This window comes from Flaviramulus aquimarinus (assembly GCF_039543205.1).
Taxonomy (GTDB): Bacteria; Bacteroidota; Bacteroidia; order Flavobacteriales; family Flavobacteriaceae; genus Flaviramulus_B; species Flaviramulus_B aquimarinus.
In genome coordinates this window covers 186,636-206,063 of sequence record NZ_BAABJH010000001.1, presented here as the reverse complement: position 1 = coordinate 206,063, position 19,428 = coordinate 186,636, and the positions used below count along the sequence as shown (strand labels likewise).

At 32.2% G+C, this 19,428-nt stretch carries 23 protein-coding genes; 10 read left to right on the top strand and 13 right to left on the bottom strand.

Going from position 1 to position 19,428, the window contains the following annotated elements; all coding sequences use genetic code 11:
* Positions 1 to 260 precede the first annotated feature (260 nt).
* The gene (locus ABD941_RS00885; protein ID WP_345272033.1) at positions 261 to 1,223 is read right to left on the bottom strand and encodes a hypothetical protein; all 963 of its coding nucleotides are present in this window, start codon (positions 1,221 to 1,223) and stop codon (positions 261 to 263) included.
* Between the two features lie 160 nt (positions 1,224 to 1,383).
* Between ABD941_RS00885 and ABD941_RS00880 the strand changes: the two genes are divergently transcribed.
* The 3 genes from ABD941_RS00880 to ABD941_RS00870 are packed head-to-tail and all read left to right on the top strand — an operon-like array spanning position 1,384 to position 3,184.
* Positions 1,384 to 2,058 carry a DUF4294 domain-containing protein gene (locus ABD941_RS00880; RefSeq protein ID WP_345272032.1) on the top strand — a complete coding sequence of 225 codons (675 nt, stop codon included), beginning with the start codon at positions 1,384 to 1,386 and terminating at the stop codon, positions 2,056 to 2,058.
* Between the two features lie 3 nt (positions 2,059 to 2,061).
* Positions 2,062 to 2,688 carry a PAQR family membrane homeostasis protein TrhA gene (trhA, locus tag ABD941_RS00875; RefSeq protein ID WP_345272031.1) on the top strand — a complete coding sequence of 209 codons (627 nt, stop codon included), beginning with the start codon at positions 2,062 to 2,064 and terminating at the stop codon, positions 2,686 to 2,688.
* A 1-nt stretch (position 2,689) separates the two neighbouring features.
* Entirely contained in the window at positions 2,690 to 3,184 is a 495-nt protein-coding gene (locus tag ABD941_RS00870) for a GNAT family N-acetyltransferase (RefSeq protein ID WP_345272029.1), read from the top strand.
* Positions 3,185 to 3,313: 129 nt separating this feature from the next.
* On the opposite strand, the gene ABD941_RS00865 is transcribed toward ABD941_RS00870, so the two are convergent.
* From ABD941_RS00865 to ABD941_RS00855, 3 genes are all read right to left on the bottom strand, one after another.
* Positions 3,314 to 3,742 (bottom strand): DUF4268 domain-containing protein, encoded by a 429-nt coding sequence (locus ABD941_RS00865; RefSeq protein WP_345272028.1) that lies wholly within the window; start codon positions 3,740 to 3,742, stop codon positions 3,314 to 3,316.
* Positions 3,743 to 3,828: 86 nt separating this feature from the next.
* Positions 3,829 to 4,503, bottom strand: a complete 675-nt coding sequence (locus tag ABD941_RS00860; protein WP_345272027.1) for a ZIP family metal transporter — start codon at positions 4,501 to 4,503, stop codon at positions 3,829 to 3,831.
* 97 nt (positions 4,504 to 4,600) lie between these two features.
* Complete coding sequence (locus tag ABD941_RS00855; protein ID WP_345272025.1) at positions 4,601 to 5,332, bottom strand: class I SAM-dependent methyltransferase; 732 nt, start codon at positions 5,330 to 5,332, stop codon at positions 4,601 to 4,603.
* Positions 5,333 to 5,506: 174 nt separating this feature from the next.
* On the opposite strand from ABD941_RS00855, the gene ABD941_RS00850 reads away from it, so the two are divergent.
* On the top strand, positions 5,507 to 6,664 hold the full coding sequence (locus ABD941_RS00850) for a THUMP domain-containing class I SAM-dependent RNA methyltransferase (RefSeq protein WP_345272024.1): 1,158 nt from the start codon (positions 5,507 to 5,509) through the stop codon (positions 6,662 to 6,664).
* 41 nt (positions 6,665 to 6,705) lie between these two features.
* On the opposite strand, the gene ABD941_RS00845 is transcribed toward ABD941_RS00850, so the two are convergent.
* From ABD941_RS00845 to rlmD, 5 genes are all read right to left on the bottom strand, one after another.
* The gene (locus tag ABD941_RS00845; RefSeq protein ID WP_345272023.1) at positions 6,706 to 7,218 is read right to left on the bottom strand and encodes a 3'-5' exonuclease; all 513 of its coding nucleotides are present in this window, start codon (positions 7,216 to 7,218) and stop codon (positions 6,706 to 6,708) included.
* A gap of 80 nt (positions 7,219 to 7,298) precedes the next feature.
* Entirely contained in the window at positions 7,299 to 8,195 is an 897-nt protein-coding gene (locus ABD941_RS00840) for a hypothetical protein (RefSeq protein ID WP_345272022.1), read from the bottom strand.
* 17 nt (positions 8,196 to 8,212) lie between these two features.
* On the bottom strand, positions 8,213 to 8,944 hold the full coding sequence (locus ABD941_RS00835; RefSeq protein WP_345272021.1) for a DUF6048 family protein: 732 nt from the start codon (positions 8,942 to 8,944) through the stop codon (positions 8,213 to 8,215).
* Positions 8,910 to 9,452 (bottom strand): DUF6452 family protein, encoded by a 543-nt coding sequence (locus tag ABD941_RS00830; protein WP_345272019.1) that lies wholly within the window; start codon positions 9,450 to 9,452, stop codon positions 8,910 to 8,912. Before ABD941_RS00830 ends, ABD941_RS00835 begins: the two co-directional genes overlap by 35 nt.
* Before the next feature lie 77 nt (positions 9,453 to 9,529).
* Positions 9,530 to 10,945, bottom strand: a complete 1,416-nt coding sequence (rlmD, locus tag ABD941_RS00825; RefSeq protein ID WP_345272018.1) for a 23S rRNA (uracil(1939)-C(5))-methyltransferase RlmD — start codon at positions 10,943 to 10,945, stop codon at positions 9,530 to 9,532.
* A gap of 135 nt (positions 10,946 to 11,080) precedes the next feature.
* On the opposite strand from rlmD, the gene ABD941_RS00820 reads away from it, so the two are divergent.
* The 3 genes from ABD941_RS00820 to rocD all read left to right on the top strand — a co-directional run bounded on the left by ABD941_RS00820 (position 11,081) and on the right by rocD (position 13,556).
* Entirely contained in the window at positions 11,081 to 11,644 is a 564-nt protein-coding gene (locus ABD941_RS00820) for an RNA polymerase sigma factor (RefSeq protein WP_345272017.1), read from the top strand.
* Between the two features lie 72 nt (positions 11,645 to 11,716).
* Positions 11,717 to 12,103 carry a DUF6768 family protein gene (locus tag ABD941_RS00815; RefSeq protein ID WP_345272015.1) on the top strand — a complete coding sequence of 129 codons (387 nt, stop codon included), beginning with the start codon at positions 11,717 to 11,719 and terminating at the stop codon, positions 12,101 to 12,103.
* 208 nt (positions 12,104 to 12,311) lie between these two features.
* Positions 12,312 to 13,556, top strand: coding sequence for an ornithine--oxo-acid transaminase (rocD, locus tag ABD941_RS00810; protein WP_345272014.1), 1,245 nt, complete (start codon positions 12,312 to 12,314; stop codon positions 13,554 to 13,556).
* 82 nt (positions 13,557 to 13,638) lie between these two features.
* Here rocD and ABD941_RS00805 read toward each other — a convergent pair whose 3' ends face one another.
* The 3 genes from ABD941_RS00805 to ABD941_RS00795 form a co-directional block, all read right to left on the bottom strand.
* Positions 13,639 to 13,965 (bottom strand): CCC motif membrane protein, encoded by a 327-nt coding sequence (locus tag ABD941_RS00805; protein ID WP_345272012.1) that lies wholly within the window; start codon positions 13,963 to 13,965, stop codon positions 13,639 to 13,641.
* A 10-nt stretch (positions 13,966 to 13,975) separates the two neighbouring features.
* On the bottom strand, positions 13,976 to 14,197 hold the full coding sequence (locus ABD941_RS00800; RefSeq protein WP_425557096.1) for a DUF2752 domain-containing protein: 222 nt from the start codon (positions 14,195 to 14,197) through the stop codon (positions 13,976 to 13,978).
* Between the two features lie 112 nt (positions 14,198 to 14,309).
* Positions 14,310 to 16,244, bottom strand: coding sequence for a T9SS type A sorting domain-containing protein (locus ABD941_RS00795; RefSeq protein ID WP_345272009.1), 1,935 nt, complete (start codon positions 16,242 to 16,244; stop codon positions 14,310 to 14,312).
* A gap of 181 nt (positions 16,245 to 16,425) precedes the next feature.
* Between ABD941_RS00795 and ABD941_RS00790 the strand changes: the two genes are divergently transcribed.
* Together ABD941_RS00790 and ABD941_RS00785 are read left to right on the top strand one after the other, a co-directional pair.
* The gene (locus tag ABD941_RS00790; protein ID WP_345272007.1) at positions 16,426 to 16,617 is read left to right on the top strand and encodes a hypothetical protein; all 192 of its coding nucleotides are present in this window, start codon (positions 16,426 to 16,428) and stop codon (positions 16,615 to 16,617) included.
* Positions 16,618 to 16,619: 2 nt separating this feature from the next.
* Entirely contained in the window at positions 16,620 to 17,183 is a 564-nt protein-coding gene (locus ABD941_RS00785; protein WP_345272006.1) for a Smr/MutS family protein, read from the top strand.
* Here the strand turns inward: ABD941_RS00785 and ABD941_RS00780 are convergent.
* Positions 17,180 to 18,082 (bottom strand): hypothetical protein, encoded by a 903-nt coding sequence (locus ABD941_RS00780; protein ID WP_345272005.1) that lies wholly within the window; start codon positions 18,080 to 18,082, stop codon positions 17,180 to 17,182. The genes ABD941_RS00785 and ABD941_RS00780 overlap by 4 nt on opposite strands.
* A 142-nt stretch (positions 18,083 to 18,224) precedes the next feature.
* On the opposite strand from ABD941_RS00780, the gene ABD941_RS00775 reads away from it, so the two are divergent.
* Positions 18,225 to 19,364: a cysteine desulfurase family protein gene (locus ABD941_RS00775; RefSeq protein ID WP_345272003.1), complete on the top strand. Its 1,140-nt coding sequence runs from the start codon at positions 18,225 to 18,227 to the stop codon at positions 19,362 to 19,364.
* Positions 19,365 to 19,428: the final 64 nt, after the last annotated feature.

Genomic DNA, 19,428 nt, shown 5'->3' with positions numbered 1-19,428 from the left:
TGTTTTAAATATTTTCTTAATTAAAAAGTTTTTGGGTGACTTTTTGTTAATAGAGTCTTAACTCAGGTGTTTTCTAGTTTGTGTTCTAAATTGAAGGTTGTTTTTTTGAGAGGTTTGTTTAACAGTTTGCGTATGGAAAGTGTCAGTTTTAAGAGCCGGGGTTTGTCACAGGGAAATTGGGCTTAGCAAAAAAGGAACAATCATTATTTAAGTGCTAATTCAGTATTTATTTTATAGTGATTAGTTATAGTTTTTATAAATTATTTTATTTTTTTAATTTTTTTATCAAGCTCTTTAAAGTCTTTGGGTGTTATATTATATGAAACTAAAGAATGTTGTTGATAAACTATATCACTGGTTTTACCATTTATTATAGTAATTATTTTATTGGAATTGATTTGATTACACATTAGATAATAAAAATCTGGAGATTGATTGTCTAAAATCATTTTTTCTAGCTCTTCATACTCAATAACTCTATAATCAAAAGAAAAGTTTTTCATTAAGTCCTCTATTTTTGGTGATTTCTTTTCAGATATAGCCCAAGCATTATAACCATAAAGAAAAATCTTGTCGATATACAAAGTTTGATTTTTAATATTCTTTAATTCTGGCTTTACATAATCTTCATAAAGGTTAATAGAGGTATTATTTTTGATGGAATTATTGGTAAACTGTAAGAAGTTTTTAAAATAACCTATCCTAAAATTTAACAAATCCCCTTTTAGTTTTCTAGAGTGTGCACCTGCTTGTTTTCTTAAAGCAATATCAGGTGTGAAATAAATAGTTCCAATTTTTGAAGAATACCATTTTAATTCATCTTCTTTTGGTCTTTTCTTAATCTTATCTACAACATGAAAATCCAAAATATTGAAGATATAATCAACAACCATTCCGCTAGATCTTGTTTTAGTTATACCCATATTTATAAATTGAGCTAAAGCATCATCAACTTTGACATCAGATTCGTTAAATTCATCCTCCATCACTAAATCATAAGGAGTAACATCCCAAACATCATTTAAAATTTTTTCGTAAGCTGCTTTTGGATAAAGCTTTGGCAAGATAAATTTTGTGGTTTTTGATGTAAATCTATTTAGAGATTTCTTATTCAGTTTTTTGAATTTATACATTGCAAAACTAAAATCACCTACTCTTATTTGGGAGTGGCAAAAGAAACTAATCGAAAAAATTAAAGTTAAAAGTAAAGTTCTGGATTTCATTTTGGTATTTTAAGATTATGGCTAACTATTCTTTATTATTAGTTAAACGAAGTACGCTATTTTTTCTAATAAAATCAAGCGTTTTGATAATTTCAAATTTAATATATCCAGTTTTTATAAATTCAGTATTTTTGGCATAATAAATGTCCCATATTTCTAGATGAATTGCATTAAGTACATATTTATAATTTTTCCAGTCATACTCTTTGCTCAGGTTAATGAATTAGAGCAAGATTCTACAGCTGTTCAGTACCTTATTATTGAAGGTGATTCAGTGCCTAGAACATCTATTGATTTAGATGAAGTTAAGCTTTTACACAAGCTCAAGTTTGATAGTCGTGAAGATAGAATTCGGTATTTAATTTTAAGGCGAAAAACCATTAAGGTATATCCGTATGCTAAGATGGCTGCGGAACGTTTAGATTCTATGAACACGCATTTAAAAACGCTTACTAAGAATCGTCATAGAAAGCGTTATACCAAGCGTATTCAAAAGTATATTGAAGGAGAGTTTTCTGAGGAATTAAAAAAAATGACACGTACAGAGGGACAGATACTTGTCAAGCTAATTCATAGACAAACTGGGCGAACGGCTTTTAATCTTGTTAAAGAGTTACGCAATGGTTGGCGGGCCTTTTGGTACAACACTACGGCAAGTATGTTTGATATTTCATTAAAACGCGAGTTTAACCCCATAAATGAAAAGGAAGATTATTTAATTGAAGATATTTTGCAACGTAATTTTCAAAGTGGCCGTTTAGAACGACAAAAACCTGCTGTAGAATTCGATTTTTACGATTTAACCAATAAGTGGGTTCATCAAAAAACACCATAAATTATGCGTATTCAAACACCATTTCAAGAAAAGCTTAATGCCATATCGCATGCTATAGGTGCTTTGTTTGGTATTGTAGCTTTAATCTTGCTTATTGTTTTTGATAATAATAAAACAAACTGGAGCCTTTTTAGTGTTATTGTTTATGGCGTTTCTATAATCGTTTTGTTTACAGCTTCTACACTGTATCATTCGGTAAAAGATGAAAAAAAGAAACATTATTTTAGAATAGTTGACCACATTAGTATTTATCTGTTAATAGCAGGGACTTATACGCCCGTTTGTTTAATAGCATTAGAACAAAGTTTAGGATGGACCATGTTTTGGGTTGTTTGGGGAATAGCTACTTTTGGTGTGATTCTAAAATTGTTTTTTACTGGTAAATTTGAAATATTTTCTACCGTATTGTATTTGATAATGGGTTGGCTCATAGTGCTTGATTTCTCTAATTTATCTGATAGTATTAGAAACTATGGTGTTTTATTGTTATTTGCAGGTGGTTTATCATATACCGTTGGAATTATTTTTTATGCCATTCAAAACATACCGTACAACCATGTTATTTGGCATGTGTTTGTTTTAGCAGGAGCCATTTTTCATTTCTTTATGATTTTTAGTTATGTAATTTAATATGATTGAAATTTCCAAAGCCCATAAAACAATAGATTACCAGCAAATAGAAACTTTGGCAAACACCATTTGGCGCGAGCATTACATTCCTATTGTTGGGAAGTCACAAATAGATTATATGCTTGAAAAATATCAAACAGTGGCGGCTATTAATAAGCAAATTGCGACTGGTTTTGAGTATTTTTTAATACGTTATGATGCTATTCCTGTTGGTTATATTAGTATCAAACAAGAAGAAAACGCTTTGTTTTTAAGTAAAATATATGTGTTAAGTACATATAGAGGTAAAAAGATTGGTAAAGCGGCAATATTGTTTATTGAAGAACAAGCAAAAATTTATCGATTAAAAAACATCAGATTGACGGTAAACATAAATAACACCAATTCTATTAAAGCTTATGAGAAACTAGGGTTTAAGAATGTTGGACCTTTGGTAACCGATATAGGGAATGGATTTGTAATGGATGATTATCAAATGGTAAAGGAGTTGTTTTAGTATTCAGTCTCAGTTACGATCTCAGTATTTAGTTGTTTTCGTTAAAAAGAGTTTTTTTTATTTTATGATAAAAATCTATCAAATAAATTTTTTATTATCAATCAAAAAACCGTCAATCGTAAATCAATTTCATCCTTCAATAACATCCTTATATTCCTCAAAAAAAGCTTCAAACAAACTCATGTTTTTATTAAAGAATTCCATAACATCACGCCAAGCATTTTTGTTATGGATCGATACTTTTTGTTCTAAAGGCAGATAGATTCTGGAGATTTCTTTATGGTTATCTAAAACGTATTCTTCATCATATATAGTATCAGGAAGATAATCATCTAAAAGAATCGATTTTAAAGCCAGTAGTTTTTCCCAGTATTTAATACGGTTTTCTAAGTCGTCTTCTAAATCTAAAGCGACCAAAGCTTTTTTATTGTCAAAGTAAAATTTAAAACTTAAACCTTTAAGTTTAGTATCATACAAAATCCATTTCCTTGGAAACGATTTTCCAAAGCTTGTCCAAAATTCTTGCCGTAAAAGCCTAGATTCTTCTTTGCTAAACATTGAAAAAGATATTAGAAAATAGAGAAAAGACAAAAGACTTATAACCAGTACTCTGTATTTTTTTTTCTCTATTATTTGTTCTCATTTTATATCAAATAAGCTATCCCAACCCCAAGAATAATAGATATAAACTTTGATAAATTGAATTTATGGCCTTCACCACTTTCAAATAAAATAGTGGTTGAAATATGAAAAAATATCCCAATAACAATAGCATTTATACTATGTGCTAAATGTATGCTTAAGTTCGAGGTGTTGGAAATATAAGTACCTAAAGGTGTCATGGCGGTAAAAACCACTAAAAAGGCAATAATTTGCATGTTACTAAATTTCGATTGAAATAAAAACATGCTTATTAAAGTGGCAATAGGAACTTTATGCACTAAAACACCATAAACCATGTCGTTATGCTGGTGTATCGGGAACCCTTCTAAAAAACTATGAATACACAAACTTATAAACAATAACCACGGAAAAGCCGTTTCATGTTTATGAATGTGTACATGCCCATGTTCGGCACCTTTAGAAAATAACTCCAAAACAATTTGCAATAAAATACCGCACATAATAAACAGTCCGGTAAGCTTGGTATCCAAATGACTATAAACTTCGGGCAATAATTCAAAAAGCGTTAGTGCCAATAAAAAAGCTCCACTAAAAGAGAGAAGGAGCTTCGTGTTCCAGTTTTTTTTATTTTTAGATAGTATGGCAATGGCAATACCTAAAATAACAGCATATACAGGAAAAAGAAATTTATTCATTTAAAGAAACTATTCAATTTTAAAACCAACTCATAATAATCTGTAGTAGTAAGTATAAAACTACAAAAACAATTAAAACCAAATGGCAATTATTAACTTATTTAAAAATCATCACTAAACGCTCCGATGTTTTAGTATTAAACTTATGCAATTTATAATCACCAAAAACATCTAGCAAATCTACACAAGCCTGCTTAAAAAGCAATTCAAAATCAGCTAAAGTAAGCCCACGTACACGCTCCTGAAAATTATATAACCGATTATCAGCTGTAAAAGTAATATCTTTTATAATATATCCACCTTCAACATAACGTTTTAAATGAAAATCAATACCATCAACAGTTTTTATCTCCTCGGGAACTAAATTATCAATAACAAAGTCAGTATTCATAAAATCAATAACGCCAAAACCAAAAGTATTTAGTTCGGCTTTTATAGCTTTAATGGTTTTTAAATTATCCGCATCATCATCAAAATACCCAAAGCTGGTAAATAAATTAAAAACTGCATCAAACTGTTTGTGGTAAGGTTTGCACATATCGTGTACATCAAAGCGTAAGCGGTGGTTTTCAAACTGTTTCGCAAAAGCAATGCTGTTTTCACTTAAATCCACACCCGTAACATCATACCCGATTTTGTTGAGGTATAAAGCATGTCGCCCCTTACCACAAGCCAAATCTAGTACGGTGCCACCCTCTGGAATATTCAAATAATTCGTAAGCGTATCCATAAATGCATGCGCTTCAGTATCATTTCGGTCTTTATATAAAATGTGGTAAAATGGTGTGTCAAACCAAGAAGTAAACCAAGTTGTTGTGTCTTTAGTCATAGTTTATTTTTGGGGTTACCCCGCCAGATGCGAGGTCAGGTTTTGCGTTACAAGTCCTCGCTCGTAGCTCGCTGTGGGCTTTCCACTGCAATCCTTAACCCATTATCCGCTATTGCTAGTTAATTTGCGCAAAATTACATTATTTTTGCAACCTATTAGAAGTAGACGAAAAAAATGGTAGAAAATTTCAATATGGTAGCCAAAACATTATTTGGCTTTGAGGATTTATTAGAAAAAGAACTGACGCAACTTGGTGCGCAATACGTAAAGAAAGGGGTTCGAAACGTCGCTTTTTCTGGCGATCAAGGCTTTATGTACAAAGCCAATTTGGCCTTGCGTACAGCCGTTAAAATATTAAAACCCATTCATTCATTTAACGTTAATAACGAAAAAGATTTATACGATAAAATCTATGCCATGGATTGGGCGCAGTATCTAAAACCTACAGGAACACTGGCGGTTGATGCTACCATTCATTCCGATTTGTTTTCGCATTCGCTATATATTGCACAAAAAACAAAAGATGCCATAGTCGATAAATTTAGAGATACCGATGGGCAACGTCCAAACGTAGACCTTAAATTTCCAGACCTAAAAATAAATGTGCATATCGACAGACGACGTTGTACTATTTCCTTAGATTCTTCTGGCGATTCCTTACATAAGCGTGGTTATAAAACCGCGACTAATATAGCGCCTATAAACGAAGTATTGGCAGCAGGACTCATCATGTTATCAGGTTGGGACGGACAAACCGATTTCATGGACCCCATGTGTGGCTCTGGTACCATGCTTATAGAAGCTGCTATGATAGCCTGTAATATACCACCAAACCTTATGCGAAAAGAATTTGCATTTGAACGTTGGCAAGATTGGGATGTCGATTTATTTGAAAAAATTGAGGAATCCTTACTCGGTAAAACCCGCGATTTCCATCATAGAATTATTGGGTATGATAAAGCACCAAGTGCTGTTACCAAGGCTAAGGAAAATATAATAAATGCCCAATTAGAAGATTTTATAGACGTAAAACACGAAGATTTCTTTAAAACCCAAAAAGGAGGTGAAGATAAATTGCACATGGTATTTAATCCACCGTATGGTGAGCGTTTAAATATCGATATGGAAGCATTTTACGCAAATATTGGAGATACCCTAAAACAAAACTATCCAGGAACAGATGCTTGGTTTATAACTAGTAACCTAGATGCGCTAAAACATGTGGGTTTACGACCATCACGAAAAATACAACTCTATAATGCAAAGTTAGAATCCCGATTGGTTAAATATGTCATGTATGAAGGTAGTAAAAAGGGGAAATATATGAAGTGACAAATTCCTTAGAAGACAGAGGTCTTACAACTTCTATGTCTTTAAAACAAAGGTAAGCGCTCATATTGAGAAATCAAAAACAGCTTCCCACAAGCACGTGCATCAGACAATGCATCATGGTGCTTTAAAGCTATATTATGTACTTTGCAACAAGCGTCTAATTTGGCAGGTTTGTAGCCTTTTTTACGGTAAATTTTAAGGGTACATTCCCAATGTTCTTGCATCATTAAATCTGATTGTGGAATGTTGTAATCCTTCATTGTCTTTAACAAAACAGTTCTGTCAAAAGATTCGTTGTGGGCCACGGTAACGATACCAGAAATACGCTTTTTAATTTCAGGGTATACCACACTAAAATTTGGAGAAAACCGAGTGTCGTTTTCTGTAATACCATGTACTTGTTGGTTGTGCCAATTATAGGTGTTGTTTGGTGGTTGAATTAAGGCATGAAACTCATCTACAATAACACCATCTTTAAAAGTTACAATCCCAACAGAACAAATATGGTGCCCTTTAGCAGTTTCGAAGTCTATAGCGGCAAAAGTATTTGACATAGTTGGATTTTGGAGTAAAGTTACAATTTTAGTCTAAAATAAGTTGGTATTAAAACTAGCGGTAAAAACTAGGGTACTATTTATTTTTCAATTCTGTCATAATGCTTCAAAGCCTTTAAAACCGATAGAGTTTGGATACCAGCCCACTCTAGTTTTGTCCCTTCGCTAATTCCATACCAAGTATCCCATCTTCCATCGCTTTTTTGTCGATTAATTAGCGTTTTTATATCAGCATCTATTGTTTCTTGAGAAAATATTGGAGATAGGATACTCTTAGGGGAAGGCGCGTAATTTAAACTATGAGGTTTTCCATAAAGGCCCCAGCCATCATCAGATAGGTCTTTACAAAGCACACCATCAGCTAATATCCAATGTTTTAAATCGTGAATTGTTTGTTTTGCTTTTTCTTGATTTCTAGTGTATTTCAAAAACATGAGCCATCTAGGAATACACAGGTAACAGAAAACGTGTTTTTCTTTTATCCGATCAATTTCACTCCAAACAAATTGCTCTGCCTTTTTCATCCAAGGTAAATTTAAATTGTATTTTTCTAAAATTCCCAATAAAGGCGCCGTTGTACTTAAAGCAGCCCATTCTTTAACCGTTTTAAAATGTTCTTCACAAGGGTATGAACTTATAGGCTTAAACATCCATGGAATTCCTCCATTTTCAGTTGTAATACGTTCAAAGTATGGCATAAAGTCTTTTTGGATCAAATCAGCATTTAGATAGCCAACTTCATCTAAAGTCTCAAGAGCCATAACGCTAAAAAGAGGCTGACTTTCCGGAGATGCTGTATCTGGTTCCATACCATGCCCAAAACCACCATCTGGGTTTCGGTAAGCGTAAACTGCATGAAAAACACCAGTATTATCTCCGTTTTCAAAATAAAATTCAAACAAGCGCCGTTCTATCATTCTCGCATTTGTGAGTATAAAGTTCCGTGCTTTTATATAATCAACCTTAGATAATTTCATTCAATATATGTAAAGGGCTATTTGTCTTTCTTGTAAAGAGGAATCCTATATGATAAAAAATAACTATAACCAGCACCAACACCACTACTGTCATAGGTTTTTCCAAACCCAGGAATATAAATGTTTTCAAAATTATTAGGTACAGTTTCACTAGCTAAAATTTTGAGTTGTACGTTTAAACCTAAAAATAAATTATTGAATAGTTCTATTTTTAGTCCTAAAATAATTTCGGCCCAAAATGCTGTTAATCCATCAAACTCTAGAGCATCTGTTGATAAAAATTGAGGATTCCAATATTGATTGGTCGTATAAACGTTAAAACTATTTAGATCATGGCTAAAACTACTCGCACCTAGACGAAAACCAGCATAAATCATGTTGTCCATATCCAACCAGTTTTGGTACATATTTAAATCTATACCAGCTTTTAAGTAGCTACCTTGAGTGGTGACATCTAAAAAATCTGTAATGGTGTTTTTTTCTTCGATACCAATTTCGCCTGCAATGTATAGGCTTTTTTTAAGTCGGTAGTCTGCCATTATTTCAAATCCAGAAAAATCATCGTCAACAAAAGACCGAATAAGCCTCCCAACATCAGCACCTACACGAAGTCCGTATTTAAGTTTTATTTTAGTAGAATCGTTGGCTGTACTAATAATGCTATCGTTTTGTGCGCTAACAGATACACAAAAGAATAGCATGCAAGCTAAACTACTAATGAGATATGGTAAAGTGTGCTGCTGTTTCATCTTCTACAGATTGGTTATCGGTTGCGGGTTGTCTAGAAAGCATCCAGTTATCGGAATCAGGTTCAATGGTAAGAGTCACATTTTTAAAGATGGTTTTAAAGCCGCAGGCTCGTGATACATAAACTTCTTCCCGGCTATAATTTATGGTAATAATGTCTTGATTTCCGTCATAAAAATCATCACTTGTATCATCAGGTGTATCATTATCATTAACCGAAGCTTCTTTTATAATTATATACTGTGTTGTATTATCATCTGTTTTTAAAGGTAAAATAAGATCGTTTGTGGTAACAATATTGAAATCTGCTAGGACAAAATCATTGCCAACCCCAACCGCAACTAAACCAAAAACATTTTTATTGTTATCTGGATTGCTGGCATTAATAAAATCTATGATTAGTCTAGGGGTGGTAGGCGTGCTTTCTGCACAAATATCATCACGTTCGCAACTTATTGATAGTATAGCTATCAAAACAAGTGGAATTATTAGAATTTTAAAATATTTCATTTTTAATTTAAATAGATTTTCCAGCACCATTCAAGATGAATTTATTAAGATAGCTTTGGTTTTTATTTAACGTTAATCTATCGACGTTCCAAAAGTACAACATTTTCCACATGAAAAGTCTGTGGAAACATATCTACTGCTTGGGTTTTTATGACTTTATATTGTGCATCCATTAATGCCAAATCTCTGGCTTGGGTGGCGCTATTACAACTTACGTAAACTACTCGCTTTGGTGCAATGTTCAAAATTTGTTGCACGACATCTTTATGCATACCATCTCGTGGTGGATCGGTAATTATAACATCGGGCTGTCCGTGGGTTTCAATAAACGTGTTATTGAAAACCTGTTTCATATCGCCAACAAAGAACTCAACGTTATTAATCTTATTTAATTGAGCATTTTCTTTTGCAGCAGTTATAGCATCTGGTACAGATTCTACACCAATAACCTTACTGGCTTGTTTTGCAACAAATTGTGCAATGGTACCTGTTCCTGTGTATAAATCGTAAACCAATTCATGGCCTGTTAAACCTGCAAAATTCCGCGTTATTTTATAGAGTTCAAAAGCTTGGGTGGAGTTGGTTTGATAAAAAGATTTTGCGTTTATTTTAAACTTTAAACCTTCCATCTCTTCAAAAATATGGTCATTTCCTTTATAGCAAATAACGTCTTGATCGTAAATAGTATCATTGGCTTTTCCGTTAATAACGTATTGTAATGATGTTATCTGCGGAAAGGTTTCTGCAATAAAATTCAATAATAGTTCACGCTTAGTTTTATCTTCTTTAAAAAACTGAAGCATTACCATAATATTGCCTGTGCTAGATGTACGAATCATCATAGTACGTAATAAACCTGTTTGATTTCGTGTATTAAAGAATTCCAATTCGTTTTCAACTGCAAATTGTTTTACGGCATTTCTAATGGCATTTGAAGGGTCGGCTTGCAGGTGGCATTTATTTAAGTCTAGAATTTTATCCCACATGCCTGGAATATGAAACCCTAAAGCATTTCTATCTTCTAAATCTTCATCGGACTGAATTTCTTCCAATGTTAACCAACGGCTATCGCTAAAGGAGAATTCCATTTTATTTCGGTAGAAATATTGGTTTTCAGAACCAAGAATAGGGGTTATTTCTGGAAGCTCAATTTGTCCAATGCGTATTAAATTATTGGTCACTTCCTTTTGTTTATAAAACAATTGGTGCTCATAGGCCATGTTTTGCCACTTACAACCACCGCAAACTCCAAAATGTTCGCAAGCTGGTTGTGCTCTTTTACCTGAAAGTTTATGAAAAACGGTGGCTTTTCCTTCATAATAAGCTTTTCGTTTTTTAAAAGTCTGTACATCTACCACATCACCAGGCACGGCATTTGGCAGGAAAATAACTTTTCCATCAGGTGCTTTGGCTATAGTTTTTCCTTTAGCGCCAGCATCAATTACTTCTACGCTTTCAAAAACTTGTTTTCTCTGTTTACTTCTTCTAGACATGCTACAAAAATAATAATCACATTAAATATATGTTGCTTTATTTCTATTAACTTTAGAAGATTTTGAAATAAATTGAAAATAATATGAACCTTTTTTAATATCCAATGTCTTTAATATAGAAGTTAAAAGTTTTTAATGGATAAAAAGCAGCGTAGTATAGATAGAAAACTGGTTTTAGATTATCAGTCTGGAGACCATAAAGCATTGGCATTGTTGGTTAGACGTTGGCATAAACTATTTTGCGAAAAAGCATTTTGGATTGTTAAAGATGCGGATGTTGCAAAAGATATTGCTCAAGATAGTTGGAGTACTATTATTAATAAAATAGATAGATTAAAAGACCCAAATAGTTTTGGAAGTTGGGCTTTAAGGATTGTTTATAACAAGTCTTTGGATACGATTAAAGCAGCTAAAAGAAGACAGCAAACGGTTGAAGCTCATAAATATACACAAGATGAAATACTAACTGAAGAAAAAACCAATGATACCCCATTAAAGAACGCGTTATTAAAAACGATTAAAACTCTGCCTGAAAATCAACAAGTGGTCATTAGGTTATTTTATGTGCAAGACTATTCTTTAAAAGAAATTAGTGGGATTTTAAATATATCAGTAGGAACCACTAAATCAAGATTATTTCATGCCAGAGAAAAATTAAAACAAATTTTAAAACATCAAGATTATGAAATGAGTCGTTAAAAACAATCAATTTTACTATGATTTTGATAACGAATTACATTTGACATTAATTAATAATTAAAAAAGAAACAAATGAAAACTAATAGTAAAGACATTGACAAATTAATTAAAGAGACATTAACCGAAGAAGAAGCTAAGTTTTATGATGATTTAGACGAACAAGATCTTTTTGGGATGTTTAGAGGCTTATTTAAAGGAAAAATGAAGTGGTTGATAATTGCTATGAATATTGTAAACTTAGTAGTTTTTGTGTTGTTGATATATTGTATTGTACAATTTTTTCATACTGAAGAAATTAACGAATTGATCAAATGGGCCTCTGCTGGATTTGTTTGTTTATTAATTGGAGGTATGATTAAACTTTATGCTTGGATGCAAATGGATAAAAATGCTTTGATGCGAGAGATTAAACGTTTAGAGTTACAAGTGTCTTCACTTTCTGCAAGGCTTCCAGAATAAGATTTTTTCAAGCAATTAATATTTATTAGCTTTGTAGCTCCTAGGGATGATTTCTCTCCCACGCTGCTTTTTCGACTCTACGAAAGAATAAAGGTACAGAAGGAATAGTTATTTTACTCGCTAAGCGAGATTTAATTATTAAAGTTTGCACCTATACGGTGTTAAACGGTGTCTTTTATTTAGGCATTAAACCTTAAATTTTTTTAAAATGGCTGTTTTAGACCAGTTAACTTCGCAACAAGCGATTGATTTAGAAAACAAATATGGTGCACACAATTACCATCCATTACCTGTAGTTTTAAGCAGGGGAGAAGGTGTACATGTTTGGGATGTTGATGGAAAACAATATTATGATTTTTTGTCTGCTTACTCTGCTGTAAACCAAGGGCATTGTCACCCAAAAATTGTTAATGCTATGGTGCACCAAGCACAAACATTAACTTTAACGTCCAGAGCATTTTATAATGATGTACTTGGAAAATATGAGAAATTTGCATGCGAATTTTTCGGATTTGATAAACTTTTACCTATGAATACAGGTGCTGAAGCTGTAGAAACGGCTTTGAAGCTTTGTAGAAAATGGGCCTATGAAGTCAAAGGAATTCATAAGAATGAAGCAGAGATTATTGTTTGCGAAAATAATTTCCATGGACGAACCACAACCATTATTTCGTTTTCAAATGATCCAGTGGCGCGTAAAAATTTCGGACCTTATACTCATGGTTTCATTAAGATAGCATACAATAATTTAGAAGCTTTAGAGGAAGCTTTAAAAAAACATCCTAATGTTGGTGGTTTTTTAGTAGAGCCTATTCAAGGTGAAGCGGGAGTTTATGTGCCAGATGAAAACTATTTAACAAGAGCAAAAGCATTATGTGAACAATATAATGTATTGTTTATAGCCGATGAGGTTCAAACAGGTATTGCACGTACGGGACAATTACTGGCGGTAGATCATGAAAACGTAAAACCTGATGTTTTAATTCTTGGAAAAGCGATAAGTGGTGGTGTTTATCCTGTGTCTGCTGTATTGGCAAATAATCATGTTATGAATGTGATAAAACCTGGAAACCATGGGAGTACTTTTGGTGGAAACCCTGTGGCGGCTGCGGTAGCTATAGCGGCACTTGAAGTGGTAAGAGATGAAAACCTAGCTGAAAATGCTTTTGTACTCGGAAATCTTTTTAGAAGCGAATTAAACAAATATATTGAAACAAGTCATATTGTGAATCTTGTTCGTGGTAAAGGATTACTAAATGCTATTTTAATCAATGATGATGAAGAAAGTGATACAGCTTGGAATATTTGTTTAGCATTACGCGATAATGGTTTATTAGCAAAACCAACTCATGGTAATATAATTCGTTTTGCGCCACCTTTAGTTATGACTGAAATACAGTTGTTGGATTGTGTTTCAATAATAGTAAAGACTTTAAAGCAATTCGAAAAATAAATTTTGTATAGTTTTTCAAAAGTAAATGATATAAAAAGAGCGACTATATAGTCGCTCTTTTTACTTTTATAAGTGGTTATAGTTATTGATTTTGATATTGTTCCATTATTTCTTTGGATTGTCTCATCATTTCGTCCCAACCTACATTAGAAATTTGGTAAATAGTATAAACTAAATATAATATGTTAATTATTAGAATAACCAATGCAACTGTTTTTGCTGTATTCATAGAATTAACACTTGTAGGTTCATAATTTTCTGGATTAAGTTTAACCGTGTTTAATTTGCTGTGTGCTATAAAAAATGCAATACCAGCAAGTAGGGCTCCGAAACCACCAAAACAGCAGCATAAAAGACCTATTATGGCTAATACGTAAACAATAGTTGGATTGAGTTTTTGTTGTTCCATTTTATGAATTTTAATTGATTAGTTTAATCATATAGCTTATTACAATTGTTGACACTGATAAAATTGCTAGTATGCTAATTACTTTATTTGAATTTTTAAATTTAAAGAAAATATTTATGCCAATATAAAGAAAAAGAACAATTAAATTATAAATGGCTGGGTACATGTAAAAAGCATCAACAAATTCACCTTGAAAAATTAGAGCTATAGAGCGTTGTAATCCACAACCCATACATTCTACACCAAAGAGTTTTTTGTTTATACAGGGTAGCATATAATCATCCATATATTTTGAAAAAAAAGATTATTAATCGAAAATACAAAAAGTAACTATAAAGACCTGACTAATTATTGCTAACAACTATTTTTTTACTAAATGTTTGATTGTTGTCTAAGTCTATTTTAACAACATAAATACCACCACTAAGCGATTTTGTAGAATAAATTCGCCTTCTTCTATCCGAAGAAATATGATCAATTAAAACTTGTTTTCCAGAAATGTCGTAAAGGCTTAATGAATTGATTTTTAAACTATTTGGATTTAAAATCTTTAATTGAGATATTCTGTTATTTTGAAATACATTAAATTCTACAAAGTTATTTTTTTCAATTGATAAAGTGTTCTCCTGTTTAAAAGTAATTTCAAAACGCTTATCATGAGTGCCTTCATCTAAAGTAACTTCAAAAGTATTGTTTTTAATATCTGTATATGTGTTATTAATGTTATCAAATACATATATGTTAACGTTTTCAGGAACATCTTTTAGAGTGTTAATTTTAATACTATATTCTGTGTTGTCTTTTGAAGATTTTAGACCTAATGGTATCCTAGTGGTTTCATCATAATTAATGGATTTAATGGATAAAGTTTTATCGCTAGAAATTAAATACGCATCATCATTTAACCCATTTATATTGGCTCCGTCGAAAAAACGATTGAAAGTATTATTATCTGGTGTGCTTTCCCTAAACGCAATAACACTTTCTTTATAAAAAGTATTATCTATTTGGGTATGAATCCTTATTTCTGGAATAACTGTTGGGTTTTCAAGAATAGATTTGTAATCTACACCATTATGGGATTTTGCTATGGTTTCTCTTTTTGGTTTTTCACCCTTTTTCTTGTCATCTTTAGCAAAAACAGCACCATCACCTCCAGTTGTGGAATCTTCAGGAATGTATACCAAGCGCATAGAGTTGTCAAAAGTGGCATCACCACCCAAGCCAACACTTTGTATTACAAAACCTTGACCAACCGCAGCATAACGTCTAGAGTTGTTTAAACTATAATCAGCACCTGTGTTTGTAGAACTACCTTGCCCTTCCCCTTGTTCATTATAAAATTGAAAAGGCGCTACCGAGTAGGTTCCATTATCATTTAAATCCCCAAGATCTCCTGGTGTGTAAATAGCATAACCTCCTTCATATGCGGCTAGGTTATGTGAATTAGTGACAGCTTGTTCCCAAAAAAATATTTCTCCACTTAAACGCGATTGATTAGTTGCAGAATTTGCAAAAAACAATTTCAAATCTAAAGATGATGGGTATGGATTTCCTGTTAATGTCTCTGCAGTATCTGGAGTTCCAGATGGTTGGTCATCTGTACCGTCAAAAGCACAGCTTACAGTTATGGTACCATTATTTGGACGTCCTCTAAAATCTAAAACATTATTAGCATTAGGGCTTCCTTTTAGGGTATATCCATAGCCTGGTTCTACGGTTCCAGTATCAAAAATCTGAATCCAGTCATAATAGCCCTCAGAATCTCGTAGGGTAAATAACCAATAATTAGATAGTTCTGTAGTTGTTCCGTTGAATGCAGTTGTGTATGCGTAAGCAGTTGTGTTAACGTTTGTTAAATCGTTATGGTTTGCAGGGTCATGAATGTTTGAACCATTAAAGTTTACATTAGTGTTTGTTGATGTGTCTGCAATACCTACTGGCGAACAAAAGTAATTATATTCATAAATACCGGTAGTTTGGTTTTGATAGATAGATAATTCACCTTCATCCGAATTTTTTGTATCCGTATTTTGTATAAGTTGTGCATCACCTCTAAAATAAAGATTAGATGTTGCGGTTTCAAGTCTAATATCATCATTTACAAATACAACAACATCCCTAGCATACAAATAGCTATTATCATCAACATATAAGTCTTGACTGTAATTTTTGCCAATAAAAATGAAACAAAAGAGTACAGAGATCAGTATTTTTGTTAATCTAATATTTTTAATAAGAAACATAGCCAATTTTAAATTTGGGGTTTTGTTTTTCATAATGAAATACAAATAAGCTTGTTAATAGGAAGCAAATATATAGTTTTTTTATCAAAAACACACCTTTTAGCGTTGATAAATGCATTTTGTCGATATATTGTTGTTTTTTAAGCCTGAAAATAAATTCTTATAATCTAATTTTTAGCGTAATTTGGTCTTTTAAATTTATAGCGAATAGTAGATGAAATATTTAAATTATATTTTTATAATTATAGGGGCATTTGTGGCTATGTATGCCAAAACGGGAACAGGCCAGAACCAGTATATTTTAATTGGTGGTATTGTTTTGCTAATGATTGGTGTTTATAGAATAGCGAGAACCATACCTAGTAAGTCTGATAGTGAAGATTTTGATAATTCCGAAAATGAGTAATTATGACATTTGAGTTAGATGATTATGTTTTGGTTTTAGATGAAGACCTATCAGGAATTATAAAGAGTATTAATGGAAATACTGTTTCTATTGAAACAGAAGATGGTTTTTTAATAGATTTCCAAAGTAATGAGTTGGTTAAAAAAGATGTAAAAGCGTCCATTAAAAAGGATATATTTTCTAACTCAAGCCTAAATGAAGTTGTTTCAGAAAAAGAACAAAAACCTAGAAAAAAACAAGCAGTCAAGAAAGTAAAAGATCGGTATGAGCCAACTATGGAAGTTGATTTACATATTAATCAGCTCGTTAGGTCTTCAAGAGGAATGACTAATCATGATATGTTAACGTTTCAATTGGAAACTGCTAGAAGGCAACTGGATTTTGCCATAGCTAAACGCATACCGAAAATAGTGTTTATTCATGGTGTAGGTGAAGGTGTGCTTAAAATGGAATTAGAATACCTGTTTGGCCGTTATGCCAATGTTAAGTTCTATGATGCAAATTATCAAAAATATGGGTTAGGTGCTACTGAGGTTTATATTTATCAAAATATAGCTGTTAACTAATTAAAATCTGGGGTTTCTTTTCTTGTTGAAGATAATTCGCTGTCCACCAAAGCACCAAAATCAAATTCATCTAATGAGATTAAGGTCAAATCGAAATTTGAAATATTTAAAGTAACCACATAAGTTTCCGAGATACTATGCTCCCTGTATGCTGTTGCTGTAACAGTAGTTGAAACCTCGGGATTTAAATAATCGGCTATTTCACTTTCGGTAAAATCATTAGCGGGGTTTTGATCTTGCGAATCGTTTTCTTCATCACGGGTTTTAACACCGTCTCCATCGTCATCGTCATCTAAATAATCAGGAATACCATCATTATCGGTATCTTGAGCATCACTTAAATCACCATCGCCATTTGGGTCAGGGTTTTCGTTTTTAGTTAAAATATTATCGCCATCATCATCAGCGTCAATATAATTTAGTATGCCATCCCCGTCGGTGTCATCATCGTTCATGCTATCAATATCTAGATTTACAGGAACATCATCATCATCATCTTCAGTAAGAACTGTTTTAATAATTGCTGATCCATCGGTACTTTCAAAATCTTGTGTTATAGTAACTTCTGAGTTAGGGATATCATTGCAAAATAAATTGCTCGGCAAAGTGGTGTTACTATATGTTCTATAATTAAAAGGATTGGAAGTATTTATCGTGATTGTTTCCTCATAAGTATTGTCATCACCTACTTCAAGGAATTCAGCAAGTGAGCGTCCAGAAATTTTTAAAGATAAAGATTCAGATGGATCATCTTTAGTTTTATAAAAAACCAAATCGTTATTTCCACATACTTGAAACGTATCATCAAAATCTAATTCAATGTTAATAATATCGCCATCATCACAGGAATAAAGAGGAATTAAGCTCAGAAATATCAGTACAAAAAATAATTGACGCATTGTATTTGGGTTTTAAGCAAAAATAATAGAATTGTTATTTATAACGCAGCTTATTGATAATAATTTTATTTCAAGTATTTTTGGACTTTATAAGTCATTGAATTATTTAATTGCAATACTTTTATAAAACAAAAAGAAGACTATGGATTCAGTTTATTTTGATAATGCAGCGACAACACAAATGCGTGAAGATGTTATTGATGCTATAACTGATGTTATGAGATATAATTTCGGAAACCCTTCATCTTCACATAGTTTTGGAAGGTCTTCTAAATCTTTAATAGAGCAATCAAGAAAAACAATTGCAAGTTGTTTGAATGTGTCTGCGAGTGAAATTATTTTTACTTCTGGAGGTACCGAGGCTGACAATTTAGTGTTAAAAAGTGCTATTAAAGATTTGGAGGTTTCTCATATTGTTACATCTAAAATTGAGCATCATGCTGTTTTGCACACTATAGAGGAACTCCAAAAGACACATAAATTTTCTTTAAGTTATGTAAATTTGGATGCTCATGGCAATATAGATTATGTGCATTTAGAGACCTTGTTGCAAGCAGATAAAAAAACGCTTGTAAGCTTAATGCATATTAACAATGAAATAGGAAATATTTTAAATATTAAGCGTGTAGCTGATTTATGCAAAGCCAATGATGCTTTATTTCATAGTGATGCAGTGCAATCTGTTGGGCATTATAATTTGGATCTACAAGACATTAAAGTTGATTTTTTAGCTGCATCCGCTCATAAATTTCATGGGCCAAAAGGTGTTGGTTTTACTTTTGTTAGAAAAAACACTGGGCTTAAACCACAAATTATTGGAGGAGATCAGGAGCGGGGACTACGTGCAGGAACTGAAAGTATACATAATATTGTTGGGCTGGAAATGGCTCTTAAAATGGCTTATAAGAATCTTGATAAAGAGAAGCTTTATGTTAAAGAATTGAAGCAATATTTTATCAATAAGATTAAATTTGATATTCCTGAAGTTACCTTTAATGGTCATTCTGCAGATTTGAATAAGAGCACCTTTACGCTTGTAAATGTGTGTTTACCTATACCACCTAAAAAAGCGGCTATGTTATTGTTTCAGTTGGATTTAAAAGGTATTGCTTGCTCAAAAGGTAGTGCTTGCCAAAGTGGTAGTTCTCAAAATTCGCACGTGTTATCTCAAATCTTGAGTGATGAAGATTTACAAAAACCCTCAATTCGATTTTCATTTAGTATTTATAATACTAAAGAAGATGTTGATTATGTAATAGCGGTGTTAAAAGCGTTTATTTAACTGAAAAGAATTGACTGATATTTTATGGAATTATCTAATTTTAATGTAATGATTTCTAAGCTTT

Excerpts from the sequence above, each read along its gene's own strand:
- ABD941_RS00885 (WP_345272033.1), bottom strand. The coding sequence starts at position 1,223 with ATGAAATCCAGAACTTTACTTTTAACTTTAATTTTTTCGATTAGTTTC.
- ABD941_RS00880 (WP_345272032.1), top strand. The coding sequence starts at position 1,384 with ATGAATTGCATTAAGTACATATTTATAATTTTTCCAGTCATACTCTTT.
- trhA (WP_345272031.1), top strand. The coding sequence starts at position 2,062 with ATGCGTATTCAAACACCATTTCAAGAAAAGCTTAATGCCATATCGCAT.
- ABD941_RS00870 (WP_345272029.1), top strand. The coding sequence starts at position 2,690 with ATGATTGAAATTTCCAAAGCCCATAAAACAATAGATTACCAGCAAATA.
- ABD941_RS00865 (WP_345272028.1), bottom strand. The coding sequence starts at position 3,742 with ATGTTTAGCAAAGAAGAATCTAGGCTTTTACGGCAAGAATTTTGGACA.
- ABD941_RS00860 (WP_345272027.1), bottom strand. The coding sequence starts at position 4,503 with ATGAATAAATTTCTTTTTCCTGTATATGCTGTTATTTTAGGTATTGCC.
- ABD941_RS00855 (WP_345272025.1), bottom strand. The coding sequence starts at position 5,332 with ATGACTAAAGACACAACAACTTGGTTTACTTCTTGGTTTGACACACCA.
- ABD941_RS00850 (WP_345272024.1), top strand. The coding sequence starts at position 5,507 with ATGGTAGAAAATTTCAATATGGTAGCCAAAACATTATTTGGCTTTGAG.
- ABD941_RS00845 (WP_345272023.1), bottom strand. The coding sequence starts at position 7,218 with ATGTCAAATACTTTTGCCGCTATAGACTTCGAAACTGCTAAAGGGCAC.
- ABD941_RS00840 (WP_345272022.1), bottom strand. The coding sequence starts at position 8,195 with ATGAAATTATCTAAGGTTGATTATATAAAAGCACGGAACTTTATACTC.
- ABD941_RS00835 (WP_345272021.1), bottom strand. The coding sequence starts at position 8,944 with ATGAAACAGCAGCACACTTTACCATATCTCATTAGTAGTTTAGCTTGC.
- ABD941_RS00830 (WP_345272019.1), bottom strand. The coding sequence starts at position 9,452 with ATGAAATATTTTAAAATTCTAATAATTCCACTTGTTTTGATAGCTATA.
- rlmD (WP_345272018.1), bottom strand. The coding sequence starts at position 10,945 with ATGTCTAGAAGAAGTAAACAGAGAAAACAAGTTTTTGAAAGCGTAGAA.
- ABD941_RS00820 (WP_345272017.1), top strand. The coding sequence starts at position 11,081 with ATGGATAAAAAGCAGCGTAGTATAGATAGAAAACTGGTTTTAGATTAT.
- ABD941_RS00815 (WP_345272015.1), top strand. The coding sequence starts at position 11,717 with ATGAAAACTAATAGTAAAGACATTGACAAATTAATTAAAGAGACATTA.
- rocD (WP_345272014.1), top strand. The coding sequence starts at position 12,312 with ATGGCTGTTTTAGACCAGTTAACTTCGCAACAAGCGATTGATTTAGAA.
- ABD941_RS00805 (WP_345272012.1), bottom strand. The coding sequence starts at position 13,965 with ATGGAACAACAAAAACTCAATCCAACTATTGTTTACGTATTAGCCATA.
- ABD941_RS00800 (WP_425557096.1), bottom strand. The coding sequence starts at position 14,197 with ATGGGTTGTGGATTACAACGCTCTATAGCTCTAATTTTTCAAGGTGAA.
- ABD941_RS00795 (WP_345272009.1), bottom strand. The coding sequence starts at position 16,244 with ATGAAAAACAAAACCCCAAATTTAAAATTGGCTATGTTTCTTATTAAA.
- ABD941_RS00790 (WP_345272007.1), top strand. The coding sequence starts at position 16,426 with ATGAAATATTTAAATTATATTTTTATAATTATAGGGGCATTTGTGGCT.
- ABD941_RS00785 (WP_345272006.1), top strand. The coding sequence starts at position 16,620 with ATGACATTTGAGTTAGATGATTATGTTTTGGTTTTAGATGAAGACCTA.
- ABD941_RS00780 (WP_345272005.1), bottom strand. The coding sequence starts at position 18,082 with ATGCGTCAATTATTTTTTGTACTGATATTTCTGAGCTTAATTCCTCTT.
- ABD941_RS00775 (WP_345272003.1), top strand. The coding sequence starts at position 18,225 with ATGGATTCAGTTTATTTTGATAATGCAGCGACAACACAAATGCGTGAA.